The sequence below is a fragment of the Methylobacterium sp. Leaf113 genome (assembly GCF_001423325.1).
In the GTDB taxonomy this organism is placed as follows: domain Bacteria; phylum Pseudomonadota; class Alphaproteobacteria; order Rhizobiales; family Beijerinckiaceae; genus Methylobacterium.
Genome location: NZ_LMNJ01000024.1, coordinates 1 through 24,547, shown reverse-complemented (window position 1 = coordinate 24,547; position 24,547 = coordinate 1). Strand labels below are relative to the sequence as shown.

At 67.1% G+C, this 24,547-nt stretch carries 21 protein-coding genes and 1 pseudogene; 6 read left to right on the top strand and 16 right to left on the bottom strand.

From position 1 onward, the window contains the following. Positions 1–63: 63 nt before the first annotated feature. The 7 genes from ASF60_RS15520 to ASF60_RS15490 all read right to left on the bottom strand — a co-directional run bounded on the left by ASF60_RS15520 (position 64) and on the right by ASF60_RS15490 (position 8,351). Positions 64–957, bottom strand: a complete 894-nt coding sequence (locus tag ASF60_RS15520) for a polysaccharide deacetylase family protein (protein WP_056186713.1) — start codon at positions 955–957, stop codon at positions 64–66. 17 nt (positions 958–974) lie between these two features. Beyond that, positions 975–2,468 carry an amidase gene (locus ASF60_RS15515; protein ID WP_082507980.1) on the bottom strand — a complete coding sequence of 498 codons (1,494 nt, stop codon included), beginning with the start codon at positions 2,466–2,468 and terminating at the stop codon, positions 975–977. Positions 2,469–2,507: 39 nt separating this feature from the next. After that, positions 2,508–3,527, bottom strand: a complete 1,020-nt coding sequence (locus tag ASF60_RS15510) for an ABC transporter ATP-binding protein (RefSeq protein ID WP_056186731.1) — start codon at positions 3,525–3,527, stop codon at positions 2,508–2,510. 11 nt (positions 3,528–3,538) lie between these two features. After that, entirely contained in the window at positions 3,539–4,522 is a 984-nt protein-coding gene (locus ASF60_RS15505; RefSeq protein ID WP_056186708.1) for an ABC transporter ATP-binding protein, read from the bottom strand. Positions 4,523–4,532: 10 nt separating this feature from the next. Continuing rightward, positions 4,533–5,456 (bottom strand): ABC transporter permease, encoded by a 924-nt coding sequence (locus ASF60_RS15500; RefSeq protein WP_056186705.1) that lies wholly within the window; start codon positions 5,454–5,456, stop codon positions 4,533–4,535. A 47-nt stretch (positions 5,457–5,503) separates the two neighbouring features. Next, positions 5,504–6,484 carry an ABC transporter permease gene (locus ASF60_RS15495; RefSeq protein ID WP_056186703.1) on the bottom strand — a complete coding sequence of 327 codons (981 nt, stop codon included), beginning with the start codon at positions 6,482–6,484 and terminating at the stop codon, positions 5,504–5,506. A 250-nt stretch (positions 6,485–6,734) separates the two neighbouring features. Next, the gene (locus ASF60_RS15490) at positions 6,735–8,351 is read right to left on the bottom strand and encodes an ABC transporter substrate-binding protein (RefSeq protein WP_082507978.1); all 1,617 of its coding nucleotides are present in this window, start codon (positions 8,349–8,351) and stop codon (positions 6,735–6,737) included. Positions 8,352–8,653: 302 nt separating this feature from the next. Here ASF60_RS15490 and ASF60_RS15485 point away from each other — a divergent pair, with 302 nt between their 5' ends. Further along, positions 8,654–9,658 carry an SDR family oxidoreductase gene (locus ASF60_RS15485; protein WP_056186700.1) on the top strand — a complete coding sequence of 335 codons (1,005 nt, stop codon included), beginning with the start codon at positions 8,654–8,656 and terminating at the stop codon, positions 9,656–9,658. Between the two features lie 79 nt (positions 9,659–9,737). Further along, a complete protein-coding gene (locus ASF60_RS15480; protein ID WP_056186697.1) occupies positions 9,738–9,989 on the top strand; it encodes a hypothetical protein in 252 nt (83 codons plus the stop codon). An 822-nt stretch (positions 9,990–10,811) separates the two neighbouring features. Here the strand turns inward: ASF60_RS15480 and ASF60_RS15475 are convergent. Beyond that, on the bottom strand, positions 10,812–11,426 hold the full coding sequence (locus tag ASF60_RS15475; RefSeq protein WP_338011508.1) for a Crp/Fnr family transcriptional regulator: 615 nt from the start codon (positions 11,424–11,426) through the stop codon (positions 10,812–10,814). Between the two features lie 566 nt (positions 11,427–11,992). On the opposite strand from ASF60_RS15475, the gene ASF60_RS15470 reads away from it, so the two are divergent. The 4 genes and pseudogenes from ASF60_RS15470 (at position 11,993) to ASF60_RS15455 (ending at position 16,000) form a co-directional block, all read left to right on the top strand. Continuing rightward, positions 11,993–12,712 carry a Crp/Fnr family transcriptional regulator gene (locus tag ASF60_RS15470; RefSeq protein WP_056186690.1) on the top strand — a complete coding sequence of 240 codons (720 nt, stop codon included), beginning with the start codon at positions 11,993–11,995 and terminating at the stop codon, positions 12,710–12,712. Further along, positions 12,709–12,963, top strand: coding sequence for a hypothetical protein (locus ASF60_RS15465; protein ID WP_056186687.1), 255 nt, complete (start codon positions 12,709–12,711; stop codon positions 12,961–12,963). The genes ASF60_RS15470 and ASF60_RS15465 overlap by 4 nt, the downstream gene beginning before the upstream one ends. 446 nt (positions 12,964–13,409) lie before the next feature. After that, a pseudogene (locus ASF60_RS15460) lies at positions 13,410–15,173 on the top strand (putative bifunctional diguanylate cyclase/phosphodiesterase). Between the two features lie 41 nt (positions 15,174–15,214). Next, a complete protein-coding gene (locus tag ASF60_RS15455; RefSeq protein ID WP_056186684.1) occupies positions 15,215–16,000 on the top strand; it encodes a BLUF domain-containing protein in 786 nt (261 codons plus the stop codon). Positions 16,001–16,011: 11 nt separating this feature from the next. Here the strand turns inward: ASF60_RS15455 and ASF60_RS15450 are convergent, their stop codons facing one another. From ASF60_RS15450 to ASF60_RS15415, 8 genes are all read right to left on the bottom strand, one after another. Beyond that, complete coding sequence (locus ASF60_RS15450; protein ID WP_056186681.1) at positions 16,012–16,521, bottom strand: hypothetical protein; 510 nt, start codon at positions 16,519–16,521, stop codon at positions 16,012–16,014. A 233-nt stretch (positions 16,522–16,754) separates the two neighbouring features. Further along, positions 16,755–17,477, bottom strand: a complete 723-nt coding sequence (locus tag ASF60_RS15445; protein ID WP_056186678.1) for a phosphorylase — start codon at positions 17,475–17,477, stop codon at positions 16,755–16,757. A gap of 338 nt (positions 17,478–17,815) precedes the next feature. Beyond that, positions 17,816–19,813, bottom strand: coding sequence for a squalene--hopene cyclase (shc, locus tag ASF60_RS15440; protein ID WP_056186675.1), 1,998 nt, complete (start codon positions 19,811–19,813; stop codon positions 17,816–17,818). A 39-nt stretch (positions 19,814–19,852) separates the two neighbouring features. Next, positions 19,853–21,157, bottom strand: a complete 1,305-nt coding sequence (gene hpnE, locus ASF60_RS15435) for a hydroxysqualene dehydroxylase HpnE (protein ID WP_056186672.1) — start codon at positions 21,155–21,157, stop codon at positions 19,853–19,855. Further along, a complete protein-coding gene (gene hpnD / locus ASF60_RS15430) occupies positions 21,157–22,011 on the bottom strand; it encodes a presqualene diphosphate synthase HpnD (RefSeq protein WP_056186669.1) in 855 nt (284 codons plus the stop codon). The genes hpnE and hpnD overlap by 1 nt, the downstream gene beginning before the upstream one ends. Next, complete coding sequence (gene hpnC, locus ASF60_RS15425; RefSeq protein ID WP_056186666.1) at positions 22,008–22,919, bottom strand: squalene synthase HpnC; 912 nt, start codon at positions 22,917–22,919, stop codon at positions 22,008–22,010. Before hpnC ends, hpnD begins: the two co-directional genes overlap by 4 nt. Further along, on the bottom strand, positions 22,916–23,941 hold the full coding sequence (gene hpnA, locus ASF60_RS15420; protein WP_056186663.1) for a hopanoid-associated sugar epimerase: 1,026 nt from the start codon (positions 23,939–23,941) through the stop codon (positions 22,916–22,918). Before hpnA ends, hpnC begins: the two co-directional genes overlap by 4 nt. Positions 23,942–24,103: 162 nt before the next feature. Next, positions 24,104–24,547: transketolase C-terminal domain-containing protein (locus tag ASF60_RS15415; protein WP_274533559.1), on the bottom strand; the 444-nt coding region annotated here is incomplete at its 5' end.

Below are 24,547 nucleotides of genomic sequence, written 5' to 3'. Positions count from 1 at the left end.
GTGAGCCGTCCCTTTAGCGGCGCCAGCCTGATCGGTGGCTGAACGGACTCGTCGAGCGACTCTTCACAGGGCCGTTCCGCTGTCTTCGGCGAAGGCGGCGATGCCGCCGGCAGTGGTCAACCAGATCTCCTCGCGCCGCGCTGCGATATGGGCGAGCGCCCGGCGCAGGGGACGCAGACGGTGCGGCTGGCCGACGATGTAGGGATGGAGCGCGATGCCCATGACGAGGGGGGCGGTGCGCGACTGCTCCAGCATCTCGTCGAAGGCCTCGACGAGGGCGTCGGCGAATTGCTGGCCGGTCTCCTTGCGCGCGACGATGGCGGGAATGTCGTTGAGTTCCTGGGGGTAGGGCACCGCCAGGATGCGGCCGCCGTTGCGGGTCGCGAACCAGGTCGGCTGATCGTCGTGGCACCAGTCGAGGAGGTAGCGGTAGCCGGATTCCGCGAGGAGATCCGGGGTAAACCGGCTCTGCGAGATCCAGGGACCGAGCCAGCCCCTGGGGGCATGGCCTTCCTGAGCGGTGAGGATGGCGGTGGCCTCGGCGATGAGGGCGCGTTCGTCGGCCTCGACGCGGTCGCCCTGGCGCTCGGCATTGGTGCGGCCGTGGCCGACGATCTCGTCGCCGCGCGCCCGGAAGGCCTCGATCAGCCCGGGGCAATCGGCGTAGAGGCGACTGTTGACGAGGACGCTCGCCGGCATCCCGAGCCCATCGAGGGTGTCCTTGATGCGCCAAGCCCCGATGCGATTGCCCCAGTCGCGCCAGGCATAATTGAGCACGTCCGGCTGCGGACCGCCGGGCGCCAGTTCAGCGCCGAGGCCGCCTCCGAAATCGAACCCCTCCAGATTGAGGGCCAGGTAAACCGCCAGACGCTTGCCCCCCGGCCAGTCGTAGACCGGCCGGTCGGGCAGAGCGCTGTAGGCGTAGCGGCCGTGATGCGGCCGGGCGTTGTCGGTCATGGGGAATCTCGAACGGATCAGGAGAGGTCCAGCAGCGCAGGTCTGCGCATCGACACCCAGTTCGTGGCGGCGTCGTAGGCGGCCCCGAGCTGCAGGCAGGCACGCTCGCCGTTGTTGGGGCCGACGATCTGGATGCCTGAGGGGCGCCCAGCCGGGTCGAAGCCGGCCGGCACGTTGAGGGCCGGCAGGCCGCTCATGGTCACGGGAATCGTCACCTCCATCCAGCGATGGTAGGTGTCCATGGTCCGGCCGCCGACGGTCTTGGGCCAGCGTTCTTCGATGTCGAAGGGGAACACCTGGGCCGAGGGCATGAGGAGGAAGTCATAGCGCTCCTGGAATCGGCGCACGGCCTCGTACCAGGCGGTGCGGCCCTCCTGCGCGGCGGTGACCTGATCGGCGGAGAGCGCCAAGCCGCGCTCGACCTCCCAGACCGCCTCCGGCTTGAGCAAATCGCGATAGGCCGGCTCGTCGTAGAGGGGTCGCAGGTTGGAAGCGGTCATCCAGGCACGCAGGGTCAGCCAATCGCGCCAGACCTTGGCCATATCGAAGCGTGGGCGGTCCCACTCCACCTTGGCGCCAAGCGCCTCGAAGGCCGACAGCGCACTGCGGTCGAGGTCAAGCACGCCCGCTTCGAAGAGCAGGTAGCCGCCGAGATCGTCGAACCAGGCGATGCGGGCGCCGGTGAAGTCCCGCTTCAGATCATCGGCGAAGATCGCGGGGTCCTGCGTATTCGAGTACGGCACCCGCGCGTCGTAGCCGGCCTGGACGGAAAGCAGCAGGCCGAGATCCGCGGGCGAGCGCCCAATTCCGCCCGAGACGCCGAGTCCCGCCGTGAAGGCGTCCTTGGTCTCGATCGGGATGCGGCCGTAGCCGGTGCGCAGGCCGAACAGGTTGTTGAAGGCGGGCGGGTTGCGCAGCGATCCGGCATGATCGCTGCCATCGGCGACCGGCTGCATGTGGAGCGCTACCGCCACCGCCGCGCCGCCGCTTGAGCCCCCCGAAGTCTTGGTCGGATCGTAGGCGTTGCGGGTGGCGCCGTAGACCGGGTTGAAGGTCTGCGAGCCAAGACCGAATTCCGGCATGTTGGTTCGGCCGGTGAAGATCGCGCCGGCCTTGCGCAGGCGCTTGACCATGATCGAATCCGCCGCCGCGATCCGGTCGCGGAAAATCGGCGACCCTTGCGTGAAGGGCAGGCCCTTCACCGCATCGATGTCCTTCACCGCGTGGGGAAACCCGTGCAGCGGCCCGAGGAATTCGCCGCGCGCGGCTTGCACGTCGCGCTCTTCGGCGGCGGCCATCAGGTCGGCCCGGTCGCGCAGGGCCACGATGGCGTTGACGGTCGGGTTCACCCGGTCGATCTGGTCGAGACAGGCGGACATGACCTCGACGCAGGAGATGCGCCGGGCGTGGATCGCGGCCGAGAGGTCGACGGCGCCGAGGCTGAGGATGTCGTGGTCCGAAGCCGTGCGAGCCGCCGTTTCGGCCACGGCGATCGATGAATCTGTGCTCATGCTCTGGCTCTGGAACGCGCCCGCGCGGAAAACCGGCCGTCAGGCCGGCAACCGCCGCTCCTGAAAGGCGTGGCAGGCCACACCCTCGACCAGGGTCGGGACCTCGGTGCGGCAGCGCTCGTTTGCGAAGGGGCAGCGCGGGTTGAAGGCGCAGCCCGTCGGGGGGTCGATCGGGTTCGGGATCTCGCCTGAGACGGGGATGCGTTTGCGCCCGGTGAGGCCGATATCCGGCACCGAATCGAGCAGCATGCGCGTGTAGGGGTGTTTCGGAGCACGGAAGAGTTCCCGTCCGTCTGCGATCTCGACCACCCGCCCGAGATACATCACCCCGATCCGGTTCGCCATGTGGCGAACGACGGCGAGGTTATGGCTGATGAACAGATAGGTCAGCCCGAGGCGGTCCTGCAGGTCGCGCATCAGGTTGAGAATCTGAGCCTGGACCGAGACGTCCAGGGCCGAGGTCGGCTCGTCGCCCACCAGGAACTCGGCTTCCGAGGCGAGCGCCCGCGCGATGGCGATGCGCTGGCGCTGGCCGCCGGAGAACTCGTGCGGGTATTTGACCCCGTCGTCGGGGTGCAGGCCGACGAGGCCGAGGAGTTCGCCGACCCGGCGCCCGATGGCGACATCGCCCTGCAGGAGATTGAAGGCCCGGATCGGTTCGGCGATGATGTTCCGCACCCGCCAACGCGGGTTCATGGACGCGTAAGGGTCTTGGAAGATCATCTGGATTCGGCGGCGCAGCCGGCGCCGGGCGGCGGCCTCGCGCCGATCGGTCATCGACACGCCGGTGATCCGCACATCGCCGGCGCTCGGCGGCAGCAGGCCCACCACCATGCGGGCGACCGTCGATTTTCCCGAGCCCGACTCGCCGACGAGCGCGAAGGTCTCGCCGCGGCGAATGGCGAAGCTCACGCCGTCGACGGCGCGCAGGATCTGCCGGGGCTGACGCTCGATGACCCGGTTGAGCCAGGGGCGAGACACGTCGAAGGTGCGGCGCAGGCCTTCGATCACGACGTAAGGCGCATCGCCGGGGCGGGTGTCGGGCTGGGGCAGGGGCATGACGGGCGCGTTCATGCGGCGGAGGCCTCCGATCGGTCGTAGAGGTGGCAGGCCACCCGGTGCGCGCCAACCGGGATCGGATCGGGTCGCTCGACACGGCAGCGTCCGAAGACGGAGGGACAGCGCGGATTGAAGGCGCAGCCCGGCGGAATGTTGGAGAGGCGCGGCATCGATCCCGGGATCTGGGCGAGGCGGTCGGTGTCTTGAGACAGCGTCGGGATCGCCCCCATCAGGCCCTTGGCGTAGGGATGAAGCGGGTTCTGCACGACATCGCGGACGAGGCCGATTTCCGCGATGCGCCCGGAATACATCACCGCCACCCGGTCGGCGGCTTCCGCGATCACCCCCATGTCGTGGGTCACCAGCATCACGGCGGTGCCGCGCTCGCTGCCGAGGCGCTTCAGGAGCGCGATGATCTGGGCCTGGACCGAGACGTCGAGGGCCGTGGTCGGCTCGTCGGCGATGATCAATTCCGGCTCGGCGGCGAGCGCCAGGGCGATCACCACGCGCTGGCGCATGCCGCCGGAGAATTCGTGCGGGTAGCCGTCGATGCGCCGCTCCGGGGCCGGGATGCCGACCTCGGCCAGGAGATCGATGGCGCGCTGCCGGGCCGCCTTCTCGGAGAGGTCGGTATGGGTGCGGATCGTTTCCACGATCTGCCGGCCGACCCGATAGAGCGGATTGAGGCTGGTGAGGGGGTCTTGGAAGATCATGCCGATGCGCCGGCCCCGAATGCGCCGCATTGCCTCCGGCGACAGGTTGTCGATGCGTTCCCCCTTGAGCAGCACCTGACCGCCGATGATGCCGCCGGGCGGATCGATGAGACCGATGACGGCGGAGCCGGTGACCGACTTACCGGCGCCTGACTCGCCGACCACGCCGAGGATTTCACCCGGCGCAATGTCGAACGAGACGTCGTCGATGGCGGTGAGCGTGCCGCGCCGACCCGCGAAGGCGACGCGCAGGTTGCGAACCGAAAGGACGGGCTCTGTCATGGCGTTGCGATCATTGCAGCTTCGGGTTCAGGGCATCGCGCAGCCAGTCGCCCAGCAGGTTGATCGCCAGGACGAGGCCGGCGAGCGCGAGGCCCGGGAAGGCGACGATCCACCACTCGCCGGAGAACAGAAAGCGGTTGCCGGTCCGGATCAGGGTGCCGAGGGACGGCATCGAGTCCGGCAGGCCGGTGCCCAGGAAGGACAGGGTCGCCTCGGTGATGATGGCGAGGGCCAGATTGATGGTGGCGATGACGAAGACCGGGCCGAGCACGTTCGGCAGGACATGCCGGACCATGATCACCGGCGAGGACAGGCCGATCAGGCGCCCGGCCTGGACATAGTCCTTGTTCTTCTCCACCAGCACGGAGGAGCGGACGGTGCGGGCGTACTGCACCCAGAACGACAGACCGATCGACAGCACGATCAGGCCGATGGCGGCATCGGTGTCCATCTGGCTTCCCAGCGCCGCCTTGGCGACGCCGTCGACCACCAGCGCGATGAGGATGGCCGGGAAGGTCAGCTGTACGTCGGCGATCCGCATGATCAGGGTGTCGACGAAGCCGCCGAAATAGCCCGCCACCAGTCCGAGCACGATGCCGAGGAATCCAGAGACCACGACCCCGAGCAGCCCCACGATGAGGGAGAGCCGGAGGCCGTAGAACACCGCCGAAAGGACGTCCCGGCCCTGGTCGTCGGTGCCGAGGGTGAAGGGCGCGACCCCGTCAGCGTACCAGAGCGGCGGCAGGTTCGAGTTGATCAACTCGAGTTCGGCCGGATCGTACGGATTCTGCGGCGAGATCCAGGGCGCCGCCACCGCCAGCACGACGAAGACCAGCGTGACCGCGAAGGCGCCCATCGCCAGCTTCGACCGGCGGAAGCTCGCATAGACGTCGGAATCGAGGAAGCGGGCCCAGGTGGAGCGCTTCGCCGGCATCGGCGGCGTGACGGGAGCTTCCCGTACGGTTTCCTGCAGGGATACGCTCATGTGGCCCGTCCGGTGGAGAGGCGCAGGCGGGGATCGACGATGGTGTAGAGCACGTCCACCACAAGGTTGATGACGACGAAGATGGCGGCGACCAACAGCAGGTAGGCCGCCATGATGGGGATATCGACGTTCTGCACGGCCTGGACGAAGAGCAGGCCCATGCCGGGCCACTGGAACACCGTCTCGGTGATGATCGAGAAGGCGATGACCGAGCCGAGTTGCAGGCCCGCGATGGTGATGACCGGCACCAGGGTGTTCTTCAGGGCATGGCCGAGATGGATCGAGCGGGTGGTGAGCCCCCGCGCCCGGGCGAAGCGGATGTAGTCCGTGCGCAGCACCTCCAGCATCTCGGCCCGCACCAGCCGCATGATCAGGGTCATCTGGAACAGCCCGAGGGTGACGGAGGGCAGGATCAGGGCGCGTAGCCCCGAGCCGGTGAGAAATCCGGTCGTCCACCACCCGAGGCGCACGGTGTCGCCGCGCCCGAACGAGGGCAGCCAGCCGAGGGTCACCGAAAACAGGAAGATCAGCAGGATGCCGATGAGGAAGGTCGGCAGGCTGATGCCGATCAGCGAGATGGCGAGGAAGACCTTGGCGAGCCACGTGTCCCGCCGAAGGGCGCAGTACACCCCCATCAGAATGCCGACGGTCAGGGCGAACAAAGTGGCGCAGAGGGCGAGTTCCAGGGTGGCGGGCATGCGTTCGGCCAGCAGCGCCGAGACCGGCTGGCGGAACTGGTATGAGGTGCCGAACTCGCCGCGCACGACGTTGCCGGCGTAGCGCAGGAACTGCACCGCCACCGGATCGTCGAGCCCGAGATCCTTCCGGATGGCGACGCGCTCGGCATAGGGCGTATCGACGCCGACGATCTGGTTCACGGGATCGCCCGCGAAGCGAAACATCGAGAAGGCGATCAGGCCCACCGCGAACAGCACCGCGATCGACTGGAGCAGGCGCTGGAGGATGAAGGCGATCATCGGTGGGTGCCTCGCGCGTCACCGAAAGGTTGATGTTCGTTCGCGTATGACCCGGACACACATTGATCCTCGACGCGGCCCTCTTCCCGAACGGAACTCGGGCCTGCCCGAGATCCGTCGCGCTCGTGGGGAGGAAGTGGGGGTGGTTGGGTGACCCTCCGCCGACTGAGGCGAGCGGAGCCACCCCCACCCCTAGCCCCTCCCCACAAGGGGGAGGGGGACGCGTTCGGAACCCGCACCGCCAAAATGATCACGGCTGCTTCGAGACCCAGTACAGCATCAGCATGTTGTCAGGCCGCGCCGTGAGGGTGACCTTCTTGGAAACGCCCCAGGCGAGCGCCTGCTGGTGCAGGGGAATGAAGCCCCAATCGGCCTGGATGGTGTCGAAGCCCTCCTTGATCTCGGCATTGCGCTTGGTCTGGTCGGTCTCGGCCTCGACGGAATCCGCGAGGGCATCGACCTTCGGGTTGCAGTAATTGCCGAGGTTCCAATTGCCGCGGCCCGGCTTGGAGCCGTTCCGGCAACCGGCGATCTCGAACAGGATGTTGTGCGAATCCTGGGAGGAGGGGGTCCAGCCGACGAGGTAGAAGGAGGTGTCGTAGGCCGGTGCCAGCACCTTGGCGAAGTATTTTGCCTTCGGCTGCGCGTTGAGGTTCACCTTGACGCCGACCCGGGCCAGCATCGAGACCACCGCTTGGCAGATCGCCTCGTCGTTGACGTAGCGGTCGTTGGGGCAATCCATGCCGAGCGAGAAGCCGTCCGGATAGCCGGCTTCGGTCAGGAGCTGCTTGGCGCGCTTCGGATCGTAGTCGGGCCGCTTGAACTCGGAGGCGCGCGGAAACAGCACCGGTGCGATCAGCAGGGCGGAGGGCGCCGCTTGGCCCCGCATGACGCGCTTGGCGATGGTCTCCTCGTCGATGGCCCGGTAGAAGGCCTCGCGCACGCGCACGTCCTTGAACGGGTTCTTGCCCTTGACGTTCGAGTCCTTCAGCTCGTCGCGGGACTGGTCCATGCCGAGGAAGATGGTGCGCAGTTCGGGGCCGGCCATCACCGTCGCGGTGCCGCTGCCATTGACCCGCTGCGCGTCCTGCAGCGGCACCGGGTCGATCCAGTCGACCTCGCCGGAGATCAGGGCCGCGACGCGCGTGGCGTCGTTCTGGATGGTGGTGAAGACCGCCTCGTCGAGGTTCGACTCGATCTTGCCCCAGTAGTTCGGGTTCTTCTTGAACACCGTCCGCACGCCGGGCTGGTGCTCGGTGATGATGAACGGCCCGGTGCCGTTCTCATGCAGGGCGGCGTAGCTGGTGGAGGTGGCGCTCGGCAGAGTCGGGGCGACGGCGCCGTTCTTTTCGGCCCAGGATTTCGACATGATGTACCAGGTCGAGAACTGGTACAGGGCGATCGGGTTGGGACTCTTGAGTTTCATGTCGACGGTGTGGTCGTCGATCTTCACCCACTCGGCGTCCGACGGGACGTTGGTGGTGAAGTTCGAGCCCGGCGCCCGTACGCGCGTGGCCGAGAAGATCACGTCGTCGGCGGTGAAGTCGGACCCATCGTGGAACTTCACGCCCTTGCGCAGGTGGAAGCGCCAGCGAGTCGGCTCCGGATTCTCCCACGATTCCGCCAGCATTGGCGCCAGCTTGAGGTCCTTGTCGCGGGTGATGAGCGAGTCGAAGACCGCACCATGCATCCCGATGGTGAAGCTTTCCTTCAGCGAGTAGGGGTCGAGGGACTTGATGTCGCCCTGGAAGGCAAAGCGGAAAACGTTGGCGGCCTCGGCCGGAGCGACGGTTCCGAGGCCGAGACACCCCGCCAAGGCGGTTGCCGACACGAACGCTTTCACGGTGCACTTCAACAAGGCAGGCATCCTTTTCAAGCCGACTTCCCACGCTGGCGTGAGCACCTTGGCACGGATCGGGCCAACCTCGAACGGTCTTTCGAATTCAATCCACTCCGATACGCCGCCGCGGATTTCACGCCCGGCAGCGCCTATCTGATTCGCGCAGTGATGCCCAAAAATCGGTCAATAGCCACGAAACGGTCAAGTCCCGCATCGCCAGCCGGATACCGCAGGGCCGACGGCCTCGTGGGAACGGCTGAACACGGCGAGGTCTGCACCGGTTGAACCGGCAGTCCCGATCGAACCGACGCTTTCAGGAGACCGGCCGCATGTTCGCCACCCGTAAGCCCCTCGACCAGCAAGTCATCGTCATCACCGGCGCTTCGAGCGGCATCGGCCTCTCCACGGCCCGGATGGCCGCAGCGGCCGGCGCCAAGGTGGTGCTCACCGCCCGCAACGGCGACGTCCTAGCGGAAATCGCGCGCGAGATCGAAGCGGCGGGCGGCGAAGCGACCCACGTGGTGGCGGATGTGGGCGAGCGCGCGCAGGTTCAGGCCGTGGCCGACCGGGCGATCCAGCGCTTCGGGCGCATCGACACCTGGGTCAATGATGCCGGCCTGTCGATCTTCGGGCGCCTGGAAGAGGTGAGCGATGCCGATCACCAGCGCCTGTTCCAGACCAATTTCTGGGGGTTGGTCTACGGTTCGCTGGTGGCCCTGCCGCACCTCAAGCGCTCGGGCGGCGTGCTGATCAACCTCGGCAGCGTCGCCTCCGACATCGCCTTCCCGTTGCAGGGCATGTACTGCGCCAGCAAGCACGCGATCAAAGGCTTCACCGATGCCCTGCGCATCGAGTTGGAGGAAGAGGGCGCGCCCGTGGCGGTCACGCTGATCAAGCCGGCCTCGATCGACACACCGTTTCCCCAGAATGCGCGCAACTACACCGACCACGAGCCGAAACTGCCGCCGCCGATCTACCGCACCGAGGAGGTGGCCAACGCCATCGTGCACGCGGCCGTGCATCCCCAACGCGACATCTATATCGGCGGCGGCGGACGGGTGATGAGCGCGTCGAAGCGCATGGCGCCGCGCGCCTTCGATCGTATCGCACGGACGATGACGGCGCAGCAGCAGCGCGACGAACCCGCCCGCAACCGGGGCGGCGCGCTCTACGAGGCGGGCCTCGGCGGGCGCGTCGCCGGCGATCATCCGGGCTACGTGATGCGGCGCAGCTTCTACACCCGCTCCGCCCTTCATCCGCTGACCACGGCAGCCGTGGTGGCGGGCGTCGGGCTCGCGGCCGCGAGGCTGCTCGGCGCGGGGCGTCGACCGTGAGCGCCTGCGAGCCGACCCCCCTCCGCCCTCGGGCCAGTGGGACCGCCGTGTCGGGGTGCATCCACGGGGGATCTCGCTGATGGCCGATTTCGAGCACACGCTGCAACGCTTTCAAAGCCTTATGCTGGCGGAGCAACCCGTCGATGTCGGCGAGGCCGAGGACGCGATCTGGGCTTATCTCGCGCAGGCTCAGGGGCTGAGCGCGCAGATCGGAGCCCTGGACCGGCTCCAGGCAGCGGTGACGCGGTGGGACAACCGTTCGGTATTCCTGCCCCAGTTACGCGCCGCTCTCGATCGCCATCGCGCGCGTCTCGCCGAGCCGTCGGCCTGAGGGCGCTGGGGGGTACTGGTCCCAGTCCTCGTGGCGCTTCGGGAGCTTGCCGAATGAAATTCGATTGCGACAGGGGAATGGCACTGGATCGTGCCGTTCCCCTGTGGCATTGCGATAGGGTTATCTCGGCGGTGCAGCATCGTGTGTTCGCCCGACACGGCAACGCGCGAGCTTGGCATGAACCTACACGCTGTTCATCGCTCGATCGCCTTCGCGAAACCATTCAGGACGGTTGAGACCGACATCATTTCACAGGATAGCGAGATCACTTTTCGTGGGCGCGGTCTCGCGACCCTCCGGGACGGACGCCTTCTGCTCACGGTCTGTCCACTCTGCTCTCAAGCCAATACGCCCCGTGGGACGACGAACGGCCAGTGCGCTTGGTGCGCCTACGTTCCCTCTCTGGCAGATGCCGAGCCGACCGCATCGACGCAGGCCACGGCCGACGACACCTGACGCGCCGGTGGTCACTGCGGATCAAACGAGGCGTGGGATGCTTGACGGAGCGTCTGGCTGACGGGCCCCTCGCAGTCTCGCATCCCGGGCGTTCGAATTCTAACGTTGCTCTTATCCCACGGACGTCTCCCCACCGTCAGTTCGACGGATGTCGGGCAGTTCGACGGATTTCGGGCAGTTCGACGGATTTCGGGCAGTTCGACGGATTTCGGGCAGTTCGACGGATTTCGGGCAGTTCGACGGATTTCGGGATCGACAGCGCTGAACGTCCGGTCGCTGCGGACGGGAAGGCGGGGCGGCCCCGCGAGACTTTTGTTCTCGTTTGCCGTGCCGGCATAACCGGTTTCCAGTGATCCCTGACAAACTCTAGGCTTTGGCGAACAGGCGCTCGTAGGTCGCTTCGGCAACCCCGTAGCTTTCGCCGGCCGCGACACGCAACTGAGTCCGATCCAGGATGGTGATGCGGCCGCGACGAGCGCGGATCGACCCAGCGCCTTCGAGATTCTGGACTGCCAGAGTCACTCCGGGGCGCTGTACGCCCAGCATCACCGCCAGCACCTCGTGCGTCAGGAGGAGTTCGTCGCCGTCGACGCGGTCGTGGCACATCAGCAGCCAGCGGGCGAGCCGCGCCTCGATGCCGAAACTGGCATTGACGAAGGCGGTCTGCCGGGCCTGGAACAGTTCGGCCTCGAGAAAGCGTAGCACCGGCTTGCGCAGGCCGGGCCCTTCCGCGATCGCTGCGGCCATGTCCGCCACCTCGATCGCCAGTGCTGACCCTGCAATCTGAACGATATGCTCGTAGGGCGACGTCTCCGCACCCAGCATCAGGGTCGAGGCTCCGATGAGGCCCTCCGGTCCGATCATCCCCACTTCGAGCCGGGTCGATCCGATCTGCATGATGATCGAAACCAGTCCCGATTCGACGAAGTAGACCCGATCCGGCGCCGTGTCGGGATGGACCAGGACTTGACGAACCGTCAACGCGGCCGGACGCAGCCGCGGCTGCAGCAACGTCCAGTCGCCCACCGAGAGCGTTCGCAACAGACGGTTACGAGGTAAGATTTGCATTCGTAAAGGCCCGAGTCCTGCTCTCCTGGGTAAGAGAACAGAGCCCCACCCTCCACTGCGCGGCCATATACAAAGATCAACATTAGATCAATGAAAGATGGTGATCTTCCAATCGGCGCATGAAAACGATCTTGGATCATCTGATAAACATAGGTTAAGTGTTTGAAATCATACAAATGCGTTGGCGGTGCTTACAACCGCTCGTTCTCCGAGTTAGAACGAGATTGATTGTGTGCGACCTATCTGCACGTGCGTGGCATGGAAGACCGTGACCTGGACTCTCTGGATCGACGACGCGCCTGGTATCGGCGGCGATCGCCTGGGGCTTCGCTCCGCCCGTTTTCGTCCCGGATCGCAGGGCAACCGCTCAGCCGCTGATCGCCGCACCTCGAGACTCGCGTAAGCGAGATCCGACACCCGTTGCCAAGATTACGGACACCGTCTTGTCATCAAATTCCTCGACCCCGCCTCTCGATGCCATGAACCCGTTGATCCGGAAGCTCGAAGGGTTCGGTCCCCTCTCGGATCAGGACCGAGCCATCCTCAAGAGCGTCAGTGCCAGCGGCCATCTGATTGGGCCCCGCGTCGACCTGATCCGGGAGGGCGACGCACCGGATGGCGTCATCCTCATCATGGAAGGCATTGCCTGCCGGCAGAAGCATCGGGCGAACGGCGCTCGGCAGATCACCGCCTATCTGGTGCCGGGCGACGCCTGTGACCTCGATGTGGCGCTGCTCTCGCGGATGGACCACACCATCACCACCCTGTCCGCCTGCCGCGTGGTGCGCCTTCCCCTCGACGTGGTGAAGCGCCTGATGGAGGAGCATCCGGCCATTGCGCGCTCGTTGCGGATGTCCACCCTGGTCGATGAGGCGACCTTGCGCGAGTGGCTGGTCAATGTTGGGTGCCGGTCGGCGATCGAACGCATCGCTCACCTGTTCTGCGAATTGCTGGTCCGGTTGCAGGTCGTGGGATTTGCAAGCGAGGACACCTACGAGTTTCCCGTGACGCAGCTCGACCTGGCCGACACGGTCGGCTTGTCGAACGTGCACGTGAATCGGTCGCTTCAGGAACTCAGGCGCCAGGGCGTGATTGAACTCAAGGGGAGGACCTTGAGGATTCTCGACCGTCAGCGACTGAAGTCGATCGCCGAATTCGATGCCAAGTACCTGCACCTGGGAACGCGGGCCGCAGCATGACCCTGAAACTTCAGCCCGTGCAGATTGCGACGGGCAGCAACGACCGCGAAAGCCGTCTGGTTTTCGAGGACGGCCTTCTCGTTGCCGTACTGGTCCAGCTCTCCAGCGAGCATGATTCCCATGCGGGTCACTGGTTCCTGGAGGCGGGGTTCGGACGCGTCGAGGATCCGCACGCGCCCATCTTCGCCGACCTCCGAGAGGCGCAGGCCTGGATTGCCCGACAGCTGGCGGATGTCGATCCCTCGTACTGACTGCACTCCGTCGCGCGGTGACGGCAAGACCTGAGAGGTCTTCCTGCAAGCCCCAGACGTTTTCTGAGCAGACATCGCGAAGACGATTGATGTGTGTGAATGCATCATCGGCGGGTCTGCGTCACGATCATTCCCGTTACCCCTTCATGGGTGTGACCGGGGTCTCGCCGATGCCTTACCCCCCGATTGTGTCGGCGAGACCACGTTCAAAACTCCATGTATCGTCGTGTTCCCAAGTATTATCCTTCGTTTTCCATAATAACTTAAGTTCGGTCAAGGCATCGCTTGAATACGTTTTAGCATTAATTCTTGTAGATGAACGTTTTATATTGATCAAAATAACAATTGAAACATTTTTTAATCGCTGATTTCGATCTCAAAACATCTTTATCGCAATATTCGAAAACTGATCGTTTACTTCTCGGTGGCATCCATGGCTCGCGGGCATGCTGTGCGTAGGCCGATGGAGCATCACGACCATGCGTTCGGTTTCGAGTCTCACGGCCTTTTCTTCGCCGGGCCCTGCGCCTTGCCGCTCCGAAGCCGGCGTCCTTGCCTCTTATCTCGACGTGGTCCGACAGGGATTTCTGCTGTTCGAGGGTGGGCGAGTGATCCTCTGCACGGACCCGGCCCGCGATATTCTCACCGCGTTCGATCTCTCCACCGATCCCACTGCCCGGTCGGCCCTTCGCGCCCTGTGCCGCCTCCTCGCTCTCCATCCGCGTGCTCTCTTCGCGCAGGTACGGCAGGCCTTCGAACGCCACGAGCCGGTCACCTTCGAGGTCGCACGTCCGGCGATGACGGTGGACATTCGATTGCATCCGGTCGGCTGCGGGAATGCCGCCGCCACGCGTTGGACCGTCACCCTCCAGGACGTCACCACCCGCCGTGCCGCCGAGGCTGCGGCCAGCAGCCATGCCCGCCTCGATCCGCTGACCGGCCTGCCGAACCGGCGCCATCTGCGCGAGCGCCTTGAGGAGGCGCTGGCGCGGGTTGGCGCCTCCGCCGCCAGCTGCGCCGTGCTGCTGGTCGATCTCGACCGCTTCAAGCCCGTCAACGACACCCTCGGCCACGCCATCGGTGATGCCCTTTTGGCGAAGGTCGGCGACCGGCTCAGCGCCACCCTTCGACCCGGTGACACCGTCGCGCGCATTGGCAACGACGAGTTCGTCGTGGTCCAGAGCGCTCCCGCGAACGTCGAGGAGACGCGCGCCCTGGCCCGGCGGATCGTCGATCTCGTCGGCCGCACCTACATGGTCGAGGGCCACCTTCTGACCATCGGCGCCAGCGTCGGTGTCGCTCTGGCTCCGGAGGACGGGATGGATGCCGACCGCCTCCTCAAATGCGCCGACCTCGCTCTCTATCGGGCCAAGCTCGAGGGGCGCGGGACTTTCCGTTTCTTCGAGGCGGAAATGGATGCGCGCATGCAGGCGCGCCGTCGCCTCGAACTCGACATGCGCCAAGCCCTGGGGCGGCGGGAGTTCACGCTGCATTACCAGCCGCAGATCAATCTCGGCAGTGACCGCCTGACCGGCTGCGAAGCGCTGCTGCGCTGGCAGCACCCGGAGCGGGGTACCGTTTCGCCGGCGGATTTCATCCCGCTCGCCGAGGAAATCGGCCTGATCGTTCCCATCGGCGAATGGGTGATCCGCCAAGCCTGTCGTGACGCGGCAACCTGACCGGCACCGATCACCGTCGCGGTGAATGTGTCGCCAGCGCAGTTCAAGGGCGACCGGCTCGTGGAGGTGATCGTCTCGGCCCTGGCGAGCTCGGGCCTGCCGGCCGAGCGCCTGGAGATCGAGATCACCAAGGGCGTCCTGCTGCAGGAGAACGCGCGCACGCTGCGCATCCTGCATCGCCTCCGCGCTCTGGGAATCCGCGTCTCGATGGATGATTTCGGTACCGGCTACTCGTCGCTGAGCTACCTGCGGTCGTTCCCGTTCGACAAGATCAAGATCGACCGCTCCTTCGTGGCCGACATCACCCGCAAGCCGGACGGCGATGCGGTGATCCGCGCCATCGCGGGGCTCGGGCGTAGCCTCGGGATGACGACCGTGGCCGAAGGGGTCGAGACCGAGGACCAGATGCGACGCATCCGGGCCGAGGGCTGCACCGATGTCCAGGGCTACCTCGTCAGTCGACCGATCCCCGCCGAGGCCCTGCTCACGTTCTTCGCGAGCCGGGGTCAGCACGGCCTTGCCCACGCGTAGGGCCTCGAACCACGACGCTCTCCCGCTTTCGGAAATCCGCCATGACCCAGCTCTATCGACTCGTCTATGCCAGCAAGAACCTGTTGGCGGTGCCGGAGGCCGAAGCGAACGCCGCCGTCAGCCAGATCCTCGCCGCCTCGCAGCGGAACAACGCCGCGGCCGGAGTGACCGGCGCCCTGATGTTCAACGGCGGCGCATTCGCGCAGGTGCTGGAGGGGCCGCGCCAGGATGTCGAGCGCACCTTCGAGCGAATCCAGCGCGACGAGCGGCACGGCGACGTCACCGTCCTCGAATGCGGGCCGACCGAGGTCCGCGGCTTTGCTGACTGGTCGATGGCCTATGTCGGGCGAGCCACGGCGGGGGAGGCGCTATGGAGCGACCTCGGGCGCGAGAGCGGGTTCGACCTGTCACGGCTCGACGGCGATGCGATCTTCCGGATGCTGCACGGTCTGGTCCTGGAGGAGGAGGGATTGACTTCGCCCGCCCCGGCCTTCGACGCCGACCGGGTCCGCGCCGAGGTTTCCGAGCTTCGGCCTGACCTGCATGCGCCGCTCGAGAGGGGGGCCGTCGAGCGGGACGCTTCCGCCCTGGCGGTGCTGCGTCAGGCCCTTGCCGAGGAGCGTCGCCGAACCACTGAGCTGCGCGGTGCACTCGACGACGCGCGCATCGCTGAGGCACAGGCGCAGAACCGGTGCGAGTCGCTTTGTCGGGAGCGCGACCTGTGGGTCGAGCGAGCCCGCGGCCTCGCCGCCGCTTTGTGCCGGGAAGCCGAGGCGGTCCGCCGGGGCCCCGCGCCCGATCAGGATGCGGCGACCCGCGCCGCCTGACCGGGCGGCCGCTACACCTTGAAGTTCATCAGCAATGCGCCGGCCGCAGCCGAGACCGTGCGGGCACCAGTGGCACCGTAGGACGCCCCCTGGTCCTGCCGGACCTGCAACTGCTTCACGAAAGTGGCGAGCAGATCACCGGTGCTCTGGCCGGACGGACCGACCGTTGCGGCTTCCGATGCCACCCGAGGCGCCCCATCCGTTTGGGACGGGTCCGGGTCGCCCCGCAGGACCGAGTTCAGGGTTCGGGCTTGGTCGCCGGTGAGCGCTCCGCTCTCGACCTGCCGGCCGATCAGGTCATCGATGCGCGTTCGCAGGCCGGACGGGTCCAGGCGCGTCGCCTCAGGGCCACTACCGATGCCCTGCGTCAGCGCGGCATCGATCGAGTCGACCGCGGTGTTCAGGGCGGTCTGATCGGCGCTGCTGAGGGTGCCGGCTGCCGTCCGCGCTGCGATGTCCTCGTGTGCACGAAGGCGCGGCGATGGCGGAAATGTCCCGGCCTGTGCGGAGATCGACGTCATGTCCTGGCCCTGGCGGGACCTTATCCCATCCTCCTGATGGCCCGGATTCGGTTAATGTTCGATGAGAAGCCGCCCCTGTGATGTGCCGCATCGTGAGCCCGACCGATCAGTGAACGGCTTTTGCCGACCTTGTCTTCGGTGCGAAAGCCAGCCGACGGATTGTCTCTCACCCTACCCCGGCAAGGGCAGTACCTTGCGGGACGCGCGACAGCTGATTCTCTTCGAAGGTCCGTCTATTGCGGGACAAGACGCGGGCCGTCCGGAACCCCGAGGGCGGTGCCGAGGCGGGTGCGGCAGTGCTTGAGGCTCTGGAAGGCACGTCCGGAATCGCGGGCGAGCCGGATCAGGGCACCGACTTGGCCGGGCTGGCGCGCGACGGCGCCGAGAACGGCGAGGACATCGGGCTCACCGTTCGGCTTCAGGGCCGTGGCGGCGAAGGCCGGGATCGCCCGCCCGGCCGGGTCGCAAACGATCCGGAGAGCCGCGAACGGCAACCCGTGCGCCTGCGCGAAGGCAGCTGCCACGTGCGATTCCATGTCGACCGCGGCGCAGGCGGTCGCAGTCCGAAGGGAGGCTTTTGCCGCGACGCTGAGCACGGCGGCATCCACCCCGGCGAGGTCTGCGGTGCGGACCGATACGCCAATTCCCGCGAGGGCCCGTTCCCAGGCGGCCACGATGGCAGGATCGGCCGGGTAGCGTGCCTCGGCGGTGACGATGGCGCTCGCGATCAGGACGTCGCCCGGCTCCAGGTCGGGATCGAGACCACCAGCGATACCGATGCTGACGACCGCGCGGCACTCCGGGGATAGACGATCCGCCAGCATGCGACGCAGGCGTTCGGGATTCCCGCCCGCACCGATGGCAACAACGTCGTCGCCTGAGGCGAGGCGCGCCTCCTTGGCCAGCCCGGTCACGGCGAGTACGGGCTGTGCGCCGGATGCTGAGTTTGAAACCATGCCGTCACCCGACCTGTGTTGCCTTGGCGTTCATCGCTCGGCGCCTTCGGATGCCGGACGGGTCAAGCGAGGCCGGCGATCCGATTCCCGCGTCCCGTTCGATGCTTATCGCTCCCTCATCCCTCTGCGGGTCGCGGGAACTCACCCCTCCGCGCTCTGCAAAGCAGAGCGCGTTTCATTTTGCACAAGCTCGATGGATCTCGGACAGGCTTGCGGTCCGCCGCGGAGGAGAGTGCGACCGTCGGTAGGGGAGGGCGCGATACAGCGGGAGACTCACCCGTTTCGCAGGATCAAGCCCCTGCCCAACGGGCACGCCGTCCAACCCATCGCTGCGCCCATCACATCCCGAAGGCGACCTTGCGGGTGTTGCTGCGCTGGAGGTTCCGGTAGCGGGCCATAGCCCAGAGGGGGAAGAACTTCGGGTAGCCATGATAGCGCAGGTAAAACACGCGCGGGAAGCCGGTTGCGGTGTAGCGCTCCTCGGACCAGAAGCCGTCCGCGCCCTGAGTGCGGGTCAGGTAGTTGATGCCACGCGTCACCGCCGGGTCATCGGCTTCGCCTGCTGCCATCAGGGCGAGCAGCGACCAGGCCGTCTGCGAGGCGGTAGAGTAGCCGGGCTCGAAAGCAGGGTCGATCTTGTAGGACGAGGCGTCCTCGCCCCAGCCGCCGTCCGGGTTCTGGATGCGGATCAGCCAGGCGACCGCCTTGCGGATCTCCGGCGCAGCCGGATCGACGCCGGCGGCGTTGAGCGCGCACAGCACGGACCATGTTCCGTAGATGAAGTTCATGCCCCAGCGGCCATACCAGGAGCCGTCCTCTTCCTGGTCGTTCAGCAGGTAGGTCACGCCGCGATCGAGGGCCTTCGAGCTTTCCCGAGTCTCGCCAAGCTGGGCCAGCATCGAGACGACGCGGGCGGTGACGTCGGCCGTCGGAGGATCGAGCAGGGCGCCGTGATCCGAGAACGGGATGTGGTTGAGGTAATGATGGTTGTTGTCCGCGTCGAAGGCAGCCCAGCCGCCGTCGCTCGACTGAAGACCCTCGACCCACTCGCGCGCGCGGGCGATGGCGTTGCCGTAATCCGGGACATCGGCGACGAGGCGGTGCTGGCGCGTGGCGCGATCCATCGCCATGACGACGACGGCGGTGTCGTCGAGGTCCGGAAAGTGCGGGTTCGCGTATTGGAAAGCCCAGCCGCCGGGACGCACGTTCGGCCGACCGGCCGCCCAGTCGCCCTTGATGTCGAGGACCTGGAGCGGCTTCAGCCAGTCGAGGCCGCGCCGGGCCTGATGTTCGGCATCCGGGCCGCCGGCTTCCAGCAGGGCGTGGCCGGCCAGCGCCGTATCCCAGACCGGTGATAGGCAGGGCTGGACGTAGGCCTCATGCTCCTTGACGACGACGAGCTTCTCGATCGCCTCGCAGGCGATCCGCACTTGCGGATGGTCCGCCGGGTAGCCGAGCACTTCGTACATCAACACGGTGTTGACCATGGCGGGGAAGATTGCGCCGAGGCCGTCGTCGCCGTTCAGGCGCTCGCTGACCCAGGCCACGGCCTTGTCCATCGCGCGCGCCCGGCGCTTCTTCGGGAAGTAGTCCTGGGTGACCTGGAGCATCCGGTCAATGGCCCCGAAAATCGGCGTCCACGGCCAGGTCGCGTGCGGGCTCCCGGGCCAAGTGCGGACGGTCTCAGGCGGAGCGACGAACAGCTCCGGGATGCCGATGCCGCGCGGATTGCGGGCGCGCGGCTTCTTCGCTTGGATCACCAGCATCGGCACGATGACGCAGCGGGCCCAGTAGGAGACCTTGTCGAGGTGGAAGGGGAACCACTTCGGCAGGTGCATGATCTCGACGGGCATCACCGGCACGGCACGCCAGGGCACCTCGCCGTAAAGCGCGAGCAGGAACCGGGTGAAGACGTTGGAATTCGCAGCGCCGCCGCGGGACAGGATGGCCTCGCGGGCGCGGCGCATATGGGGCGCCTCGATCGAGTCGCCACTCATCTTGAGGGCGAAATAGGCCTTCACGCTGGCGCTCATGTCGAACGGCCCATCATGGACCAGGGCCCAGCCACCGTGCTTACCCTGTGTGCGGCGCAGGTAATTGCCGATCTTGTTTTCCAGCTCGGGCGCGATCTCGGTGGCGCGGAACTGGTGGAACATGATGTATTCGGACGGAATGGTCGCGTCGGCTTCGAGCTCGAAGCACAGATGGCCGTCCTCGTGCGACAGCGCCGTCAGGGCCTGGGTTGCGCGCACGACGCCACGATCGACGTCCTCGAGGGAGATCTCCTGCGTTTTCGGGCGCTGCAGCGCCTCGACCTTCCTGTATGCGTCCCGCATCGTCCTCGCCTCACAGGCCGCCCAGGCGGCCGCCTTATCTCACGCCGCGCCGCGCGCTCGTGCTTGTCCGCACGTGTCTGTCCTCTTGGCGAGGGCCAGCGCGGCGGTCGTTCCTGAACGGATGGCTCCCTCGATCGTCGATGGCAGTCCGGTCGCGGTCCAGTCGCCTGCCAGGACGAGATTTTCATGAGCCGTCACGGCGCCGGAACGCCGCGCGGCCTCGGCGGGCGTTGCCGCGAAGGTCGCCCGCTTCTCCTTGACGATCTGCCAGCTTGGCAGTTCGGGTGCAAGTCCGGTCAAAGTTACGATCTCCGACCAGATCTGACGTCCCAAATCCTCGCGCGGCACATCCAAGAGACGATCCGCTCCGCTGATGGTCACGGACAGACGATCCGGATAGGCAAACAGCCACTCCGTGATTCCGTTCACCACACCCAGAATTAACGGCGCACCCGGCGGCGGGACCACAGCAAAATGCGCGTTCACGATCGAACGGTGGCTCTGCGGGGCCGGCAGGCCCGGCAGCAGGTCGCACGCGACCCACGGCGGCAGCGCGACGACGACCGCATCCTCCGGTGCCAGGGTGATGGTTTCGTCGCTGAAGACGAGGCCGTCGATGCGGCCGGCGCCGACGACAAGGCTGCGCAGGCGGTGCCCGAAGCGCAACTCCGTACCCAGCCGGGTGAGATAATCGACGGCGGGATCGACGAAGGCGGCCGACAGGCCACCGACTGCAACGAGGGGCCGGCACGCCTTGCCGCCGGCACCCAGCGTCTCGCGCAGGATGGTGGCCGCAAGACCGGTGTCACTTTCCTTCGGGTCGGTGTTCAGGGCCGCGAGCAGGACGGGGTGCCACAGCCGATCGTAGAGCGTGCCTTCGCAGGTCATGCTCTCGCCGATGGTGCCACCCTGACCCGGCGCCTTGCCGGCCGCTGCCTTCAGGATACCGAGAGGCGCCAGGTAGTCGCGCGCTGCGGTGCCGGGCACCCGGCGGGAGGCCTGAAGCACCCACCACGGTACCCGGCCGGCATTGGGGCGCAGGGTCCAACGCTCGCCGGTCTTCAGGTCGGCGAAGGGAAACGCCGCTTCGTCCGGCCCGGACAAGGCACTCTCCGGGGCGCCGATCGTGCGCATGAAGGCGAGCGCCGAGGTATTCCCCGACAGCAGCAGGTGGTTGCCGTTGTCGATGGTAAGGCCGAGGGTCGGATCGTAGTACGAGCGGCAGCGGCCGCCAGCTTGCTTGGCCGCCTCGTGCACGACGACGCGCGCCCCGCGATCGACCAGCGAGACGCCGGCGGACAGCCCGGCGAGACCCGCCCCGACGACGTGGACCGTTCCCACCATCAGACGATCCCGTGCCGGAGGACGACGCCGAGAAGCGCGAGCTTGCCGGGCTTGACCCGCGCCCGCGGCTTGGCCCATCCCCGGGCCAGGACAGCGTCGAGGTAGAGCCGATAGGCCGCCGCCATCAGGCGCGGCGCCTTGGTGACCTTGCGCGGGCACTTCGCGATGATGTCCCAGGTCTTGGCGTAATGCGCTTCGGCCTCACCGGCCACGGCGATGCAGACCTCGCCGATTCGCGGATGATCGATGGCGGCCTGGGGCGTCGGCGCGGTGAGGCCGATGGCGGCCAGCTTCTCGCGCGGCAGGTACAGGCGATTGCGCGCAGCGTCCTCGTCGATGTCGCGCAGGATGTTGGTGAGCTGGAGAGCGCGGCCCTCGTGATGGGCAAGCGCGATGCCCTCCTGCTCGGACAGGCCGAAGATCCGGACGGACAGGCGACCGACGGCGCTGGCGACCCGGTCGCAATAGAGGTCCAGGGTCGCCTCGTCGGGGGCGATGATGTCTTCGAAGGCATCCATCGCCATGCCGTCGATCACCGCCTGGAAGTCATCGCGCAGGAGGCCGTAGCGGCGGATGGGTACGACGAGGTCTTGCACCCGCGGCGTCGGGCGGCCGGCATAGAGTGCATTGATCTCGGCGCGCCAGCGGTCGAGTTCGGCGGCGCGGACGGGCGCGGGCCCGCCGTCGTCGGCGACGTCGTCGACAGCCCGGCAGAAGGCGTAGACCGCGTACATCGCCGCGCGGCGATCGGGCGGCAGGAGGCGCATCGCCGTATAGAACGAGGACGACTTTGCCGGGAGGGCGTCGACCTGAGGAGACGCGGATTCGGCGGCGGGGGACAGGGTGGCGCTCATGCCCGGCTCTCCCGTGCCACTTTCGCGGCTTGAACCCGCAGCGTTCGGCCGCGCAGGGGACGACGCGCGAGGGTGGTGGCGATGCCGCCGAGCGCGGTCAGCGCGAAGGCGGCTTTGCCGTGGTGCACCTTCTCGCTCAGAGGGTCGCGCTCCATCAGGCCCCGGCACAGCACGACGGCGAGGCGGTGGATCGCAGCGATCTCCAGGCTGAGGCGCAGATCGGCGATGAGATCGGGCAGCACCGCGCCCTCCTCGAGCAGCCCCATGGTGCGCTCCGCCAGTTCCCGGATCGCGCCCCGGAGCGCCGGCGATGCTTTGTCGGCAGACAGCTCCGAGATCGCGGCGCCATGCGCGTCGAGGGTCTCCTGCGGCAGGTAGACCCGATCGATGGCGCGAAAATCCTTCCCGCAATCCTGCAGGTGGTTGATGATCTGAAGGGCGGCGCAGATCGCATCGGACGGCCCCCAGACCACGCTGCGGTTTTCGCCATGCACGTCCAAGAGGAAGCGGCCGACCGGCATGGCCGAGAGGCGGCAATAGGCGATCAGCTCGTTCCAGTCGGCGTAGCGGTTCTTGCGCGCGTCGAGCCGGAAAGCCTCGAGGAGTTCGAGGGCATGCGTTGGGGGAAGCCCGCGCGCCGCCAGTTCCCGCCGCAGGGGCTCGGCAGCCGAATCGGTCGGACGGGTGCCCGTCAGGTCGTCGGCCAGGGCGTCGAGGAGTTCGATCTTCCGCTCCGGATTCAGACCGGTATGATCGGCGACGTCGTCGCCGGCGCGGACGAAGTCGTAGAACGCCAGGATCGCACCGCGATGCTTGGGATGGATCAGGTGCGAGGCGACGGGGAAGTTCTCGTCGCGATAGCCCTTGCCGGTCCGCGCCTCGGTGGCGGTGTGGATCGTCGCGCTCATGGCAGGCGTCCCTCCTGGCGGAACCAGGCGATCGCGTCGGACAGGCCCTGTGCGTAGGGCCGGGCGGTGTAGCCGAGTTCGGCCCGTGCCTTCGCGTCGGAGAAGAACATCCGGTAGCGCGACATCCGGATGCCGTCGATGGTGGCGAAGGGGGCCTTGCCGGTGAACTGCGCGATCTGCTCGGAGACGAAGGCGATCGGGTAGACCACGGCGCGCGGCAGGTTCACGGTCGGGGCTTTGCGGCCGACCATGCCGGCGATGTCGGCCAGCATCTGCGACAGAAGCACGTTCTCTCCGCCGAGGATGTAGCGCTCGCCGGTCCGACCGTGCCGGAGCGCCAGCAGGTGCCCGGCCGCCACGTCGTCGACATGGGCCAGGTTCAGCCCGGTATCGACGAAGGCCGGCATCCGGCCGAGCGCGGCTTCGAGGATGATGCGGCCGGTCGGGGTCGGCTTGACGTCGCGCGGGCCGATCGGAGTCGACGGATTGACGATGACCACGGGCAGGCCGTTGCGGGCCGCCATCTCCTCGACCACGCGCTCGGACACCACCTTGCTGCGCTTGTAGGCGCCGATGGCCGTGCCGGGGGTCAGGGGCCGGGTCTCGTCCGCCGGAGTGCCATCGTCGTGCGGCTTGATGGTGGCGACGCTCGACGTATAGACGATCCGCTCGATGCCGGCGCGTAGAGCCTCTTCCATCAGGATGACGGCACCGTCGCGGTTGGTCGCCACGATCTCTTCCGGATCGGGTGCCCAGAGGCGGTAATCGGCGGCGGCGTGGATAAGGTAGCGCTGCCCCTGGAGGGCCCGTGCGACGGCGGCGCGGTCGCGCATGTCGCCCTCGACGATTTCGACGTCGTTCCAGGTCAGGTTGGTGCGCGGGGAGGTGGCCCGCACCATGATCCGCACGGGAAAGCCTGCCTTGCGGAAGACGTCGACCAGGGCCGCTCCCAGGAAACCGCTCGCACCCGTGATGAGAACCGGGCCGGCATCGAACGGGCCGGAAGGGGTCGCCTGTGGCATTTCTCTCGTAAGGGTCTGAGGATCTTATGCGAGCGCCGGGCCCGAAGCGAACTTCGGACCCATGGATGGCGCGCTTTTGTCATCGAAATCGCTGCCGGACAAGCGCAACGGAGACACACCCGGGCCGCAAAGCCCGGGCAACCGTCATGCGCCGGCAGCGGATCAGGCGAGGCGCAGGCGACCCGACTGCCCGGCCTTCCGTTCGGGCAAGGCGGCCTTGACGGTGTTGAGGATGCCGGCGGCGTCGAGGCCGGCCTCGGCGTACATCGCGTCCGGCGCGTTGTGGTCCTGATAGCTGTCCGGCAGGGTCAGCGTGCGCACCCGCACCCGGCCGGCATCGAGCGCACCGCGCTCGGCCAGCAGATGCAGCACCATGGCGCCGAAGCCGCCCACCGAGCCCTCCTCCAGCGTGACCAGAACCTCGTGGTTCGCCGCCAGGTCCAGGATCATCGCCGCGTCCAGCGGCTTAGCAAAGCGCGCATCCGCCACCGTCACGGCGATGCCCTCCGCCTCCAGCAGGTCGGCCGCCTTCAGCGCCTCGGACAGGCGCGTGCCCAGCGCCAGCAGCGCCACCCGCGCCCCCTCCGGCGCACGCACGATCCGGCC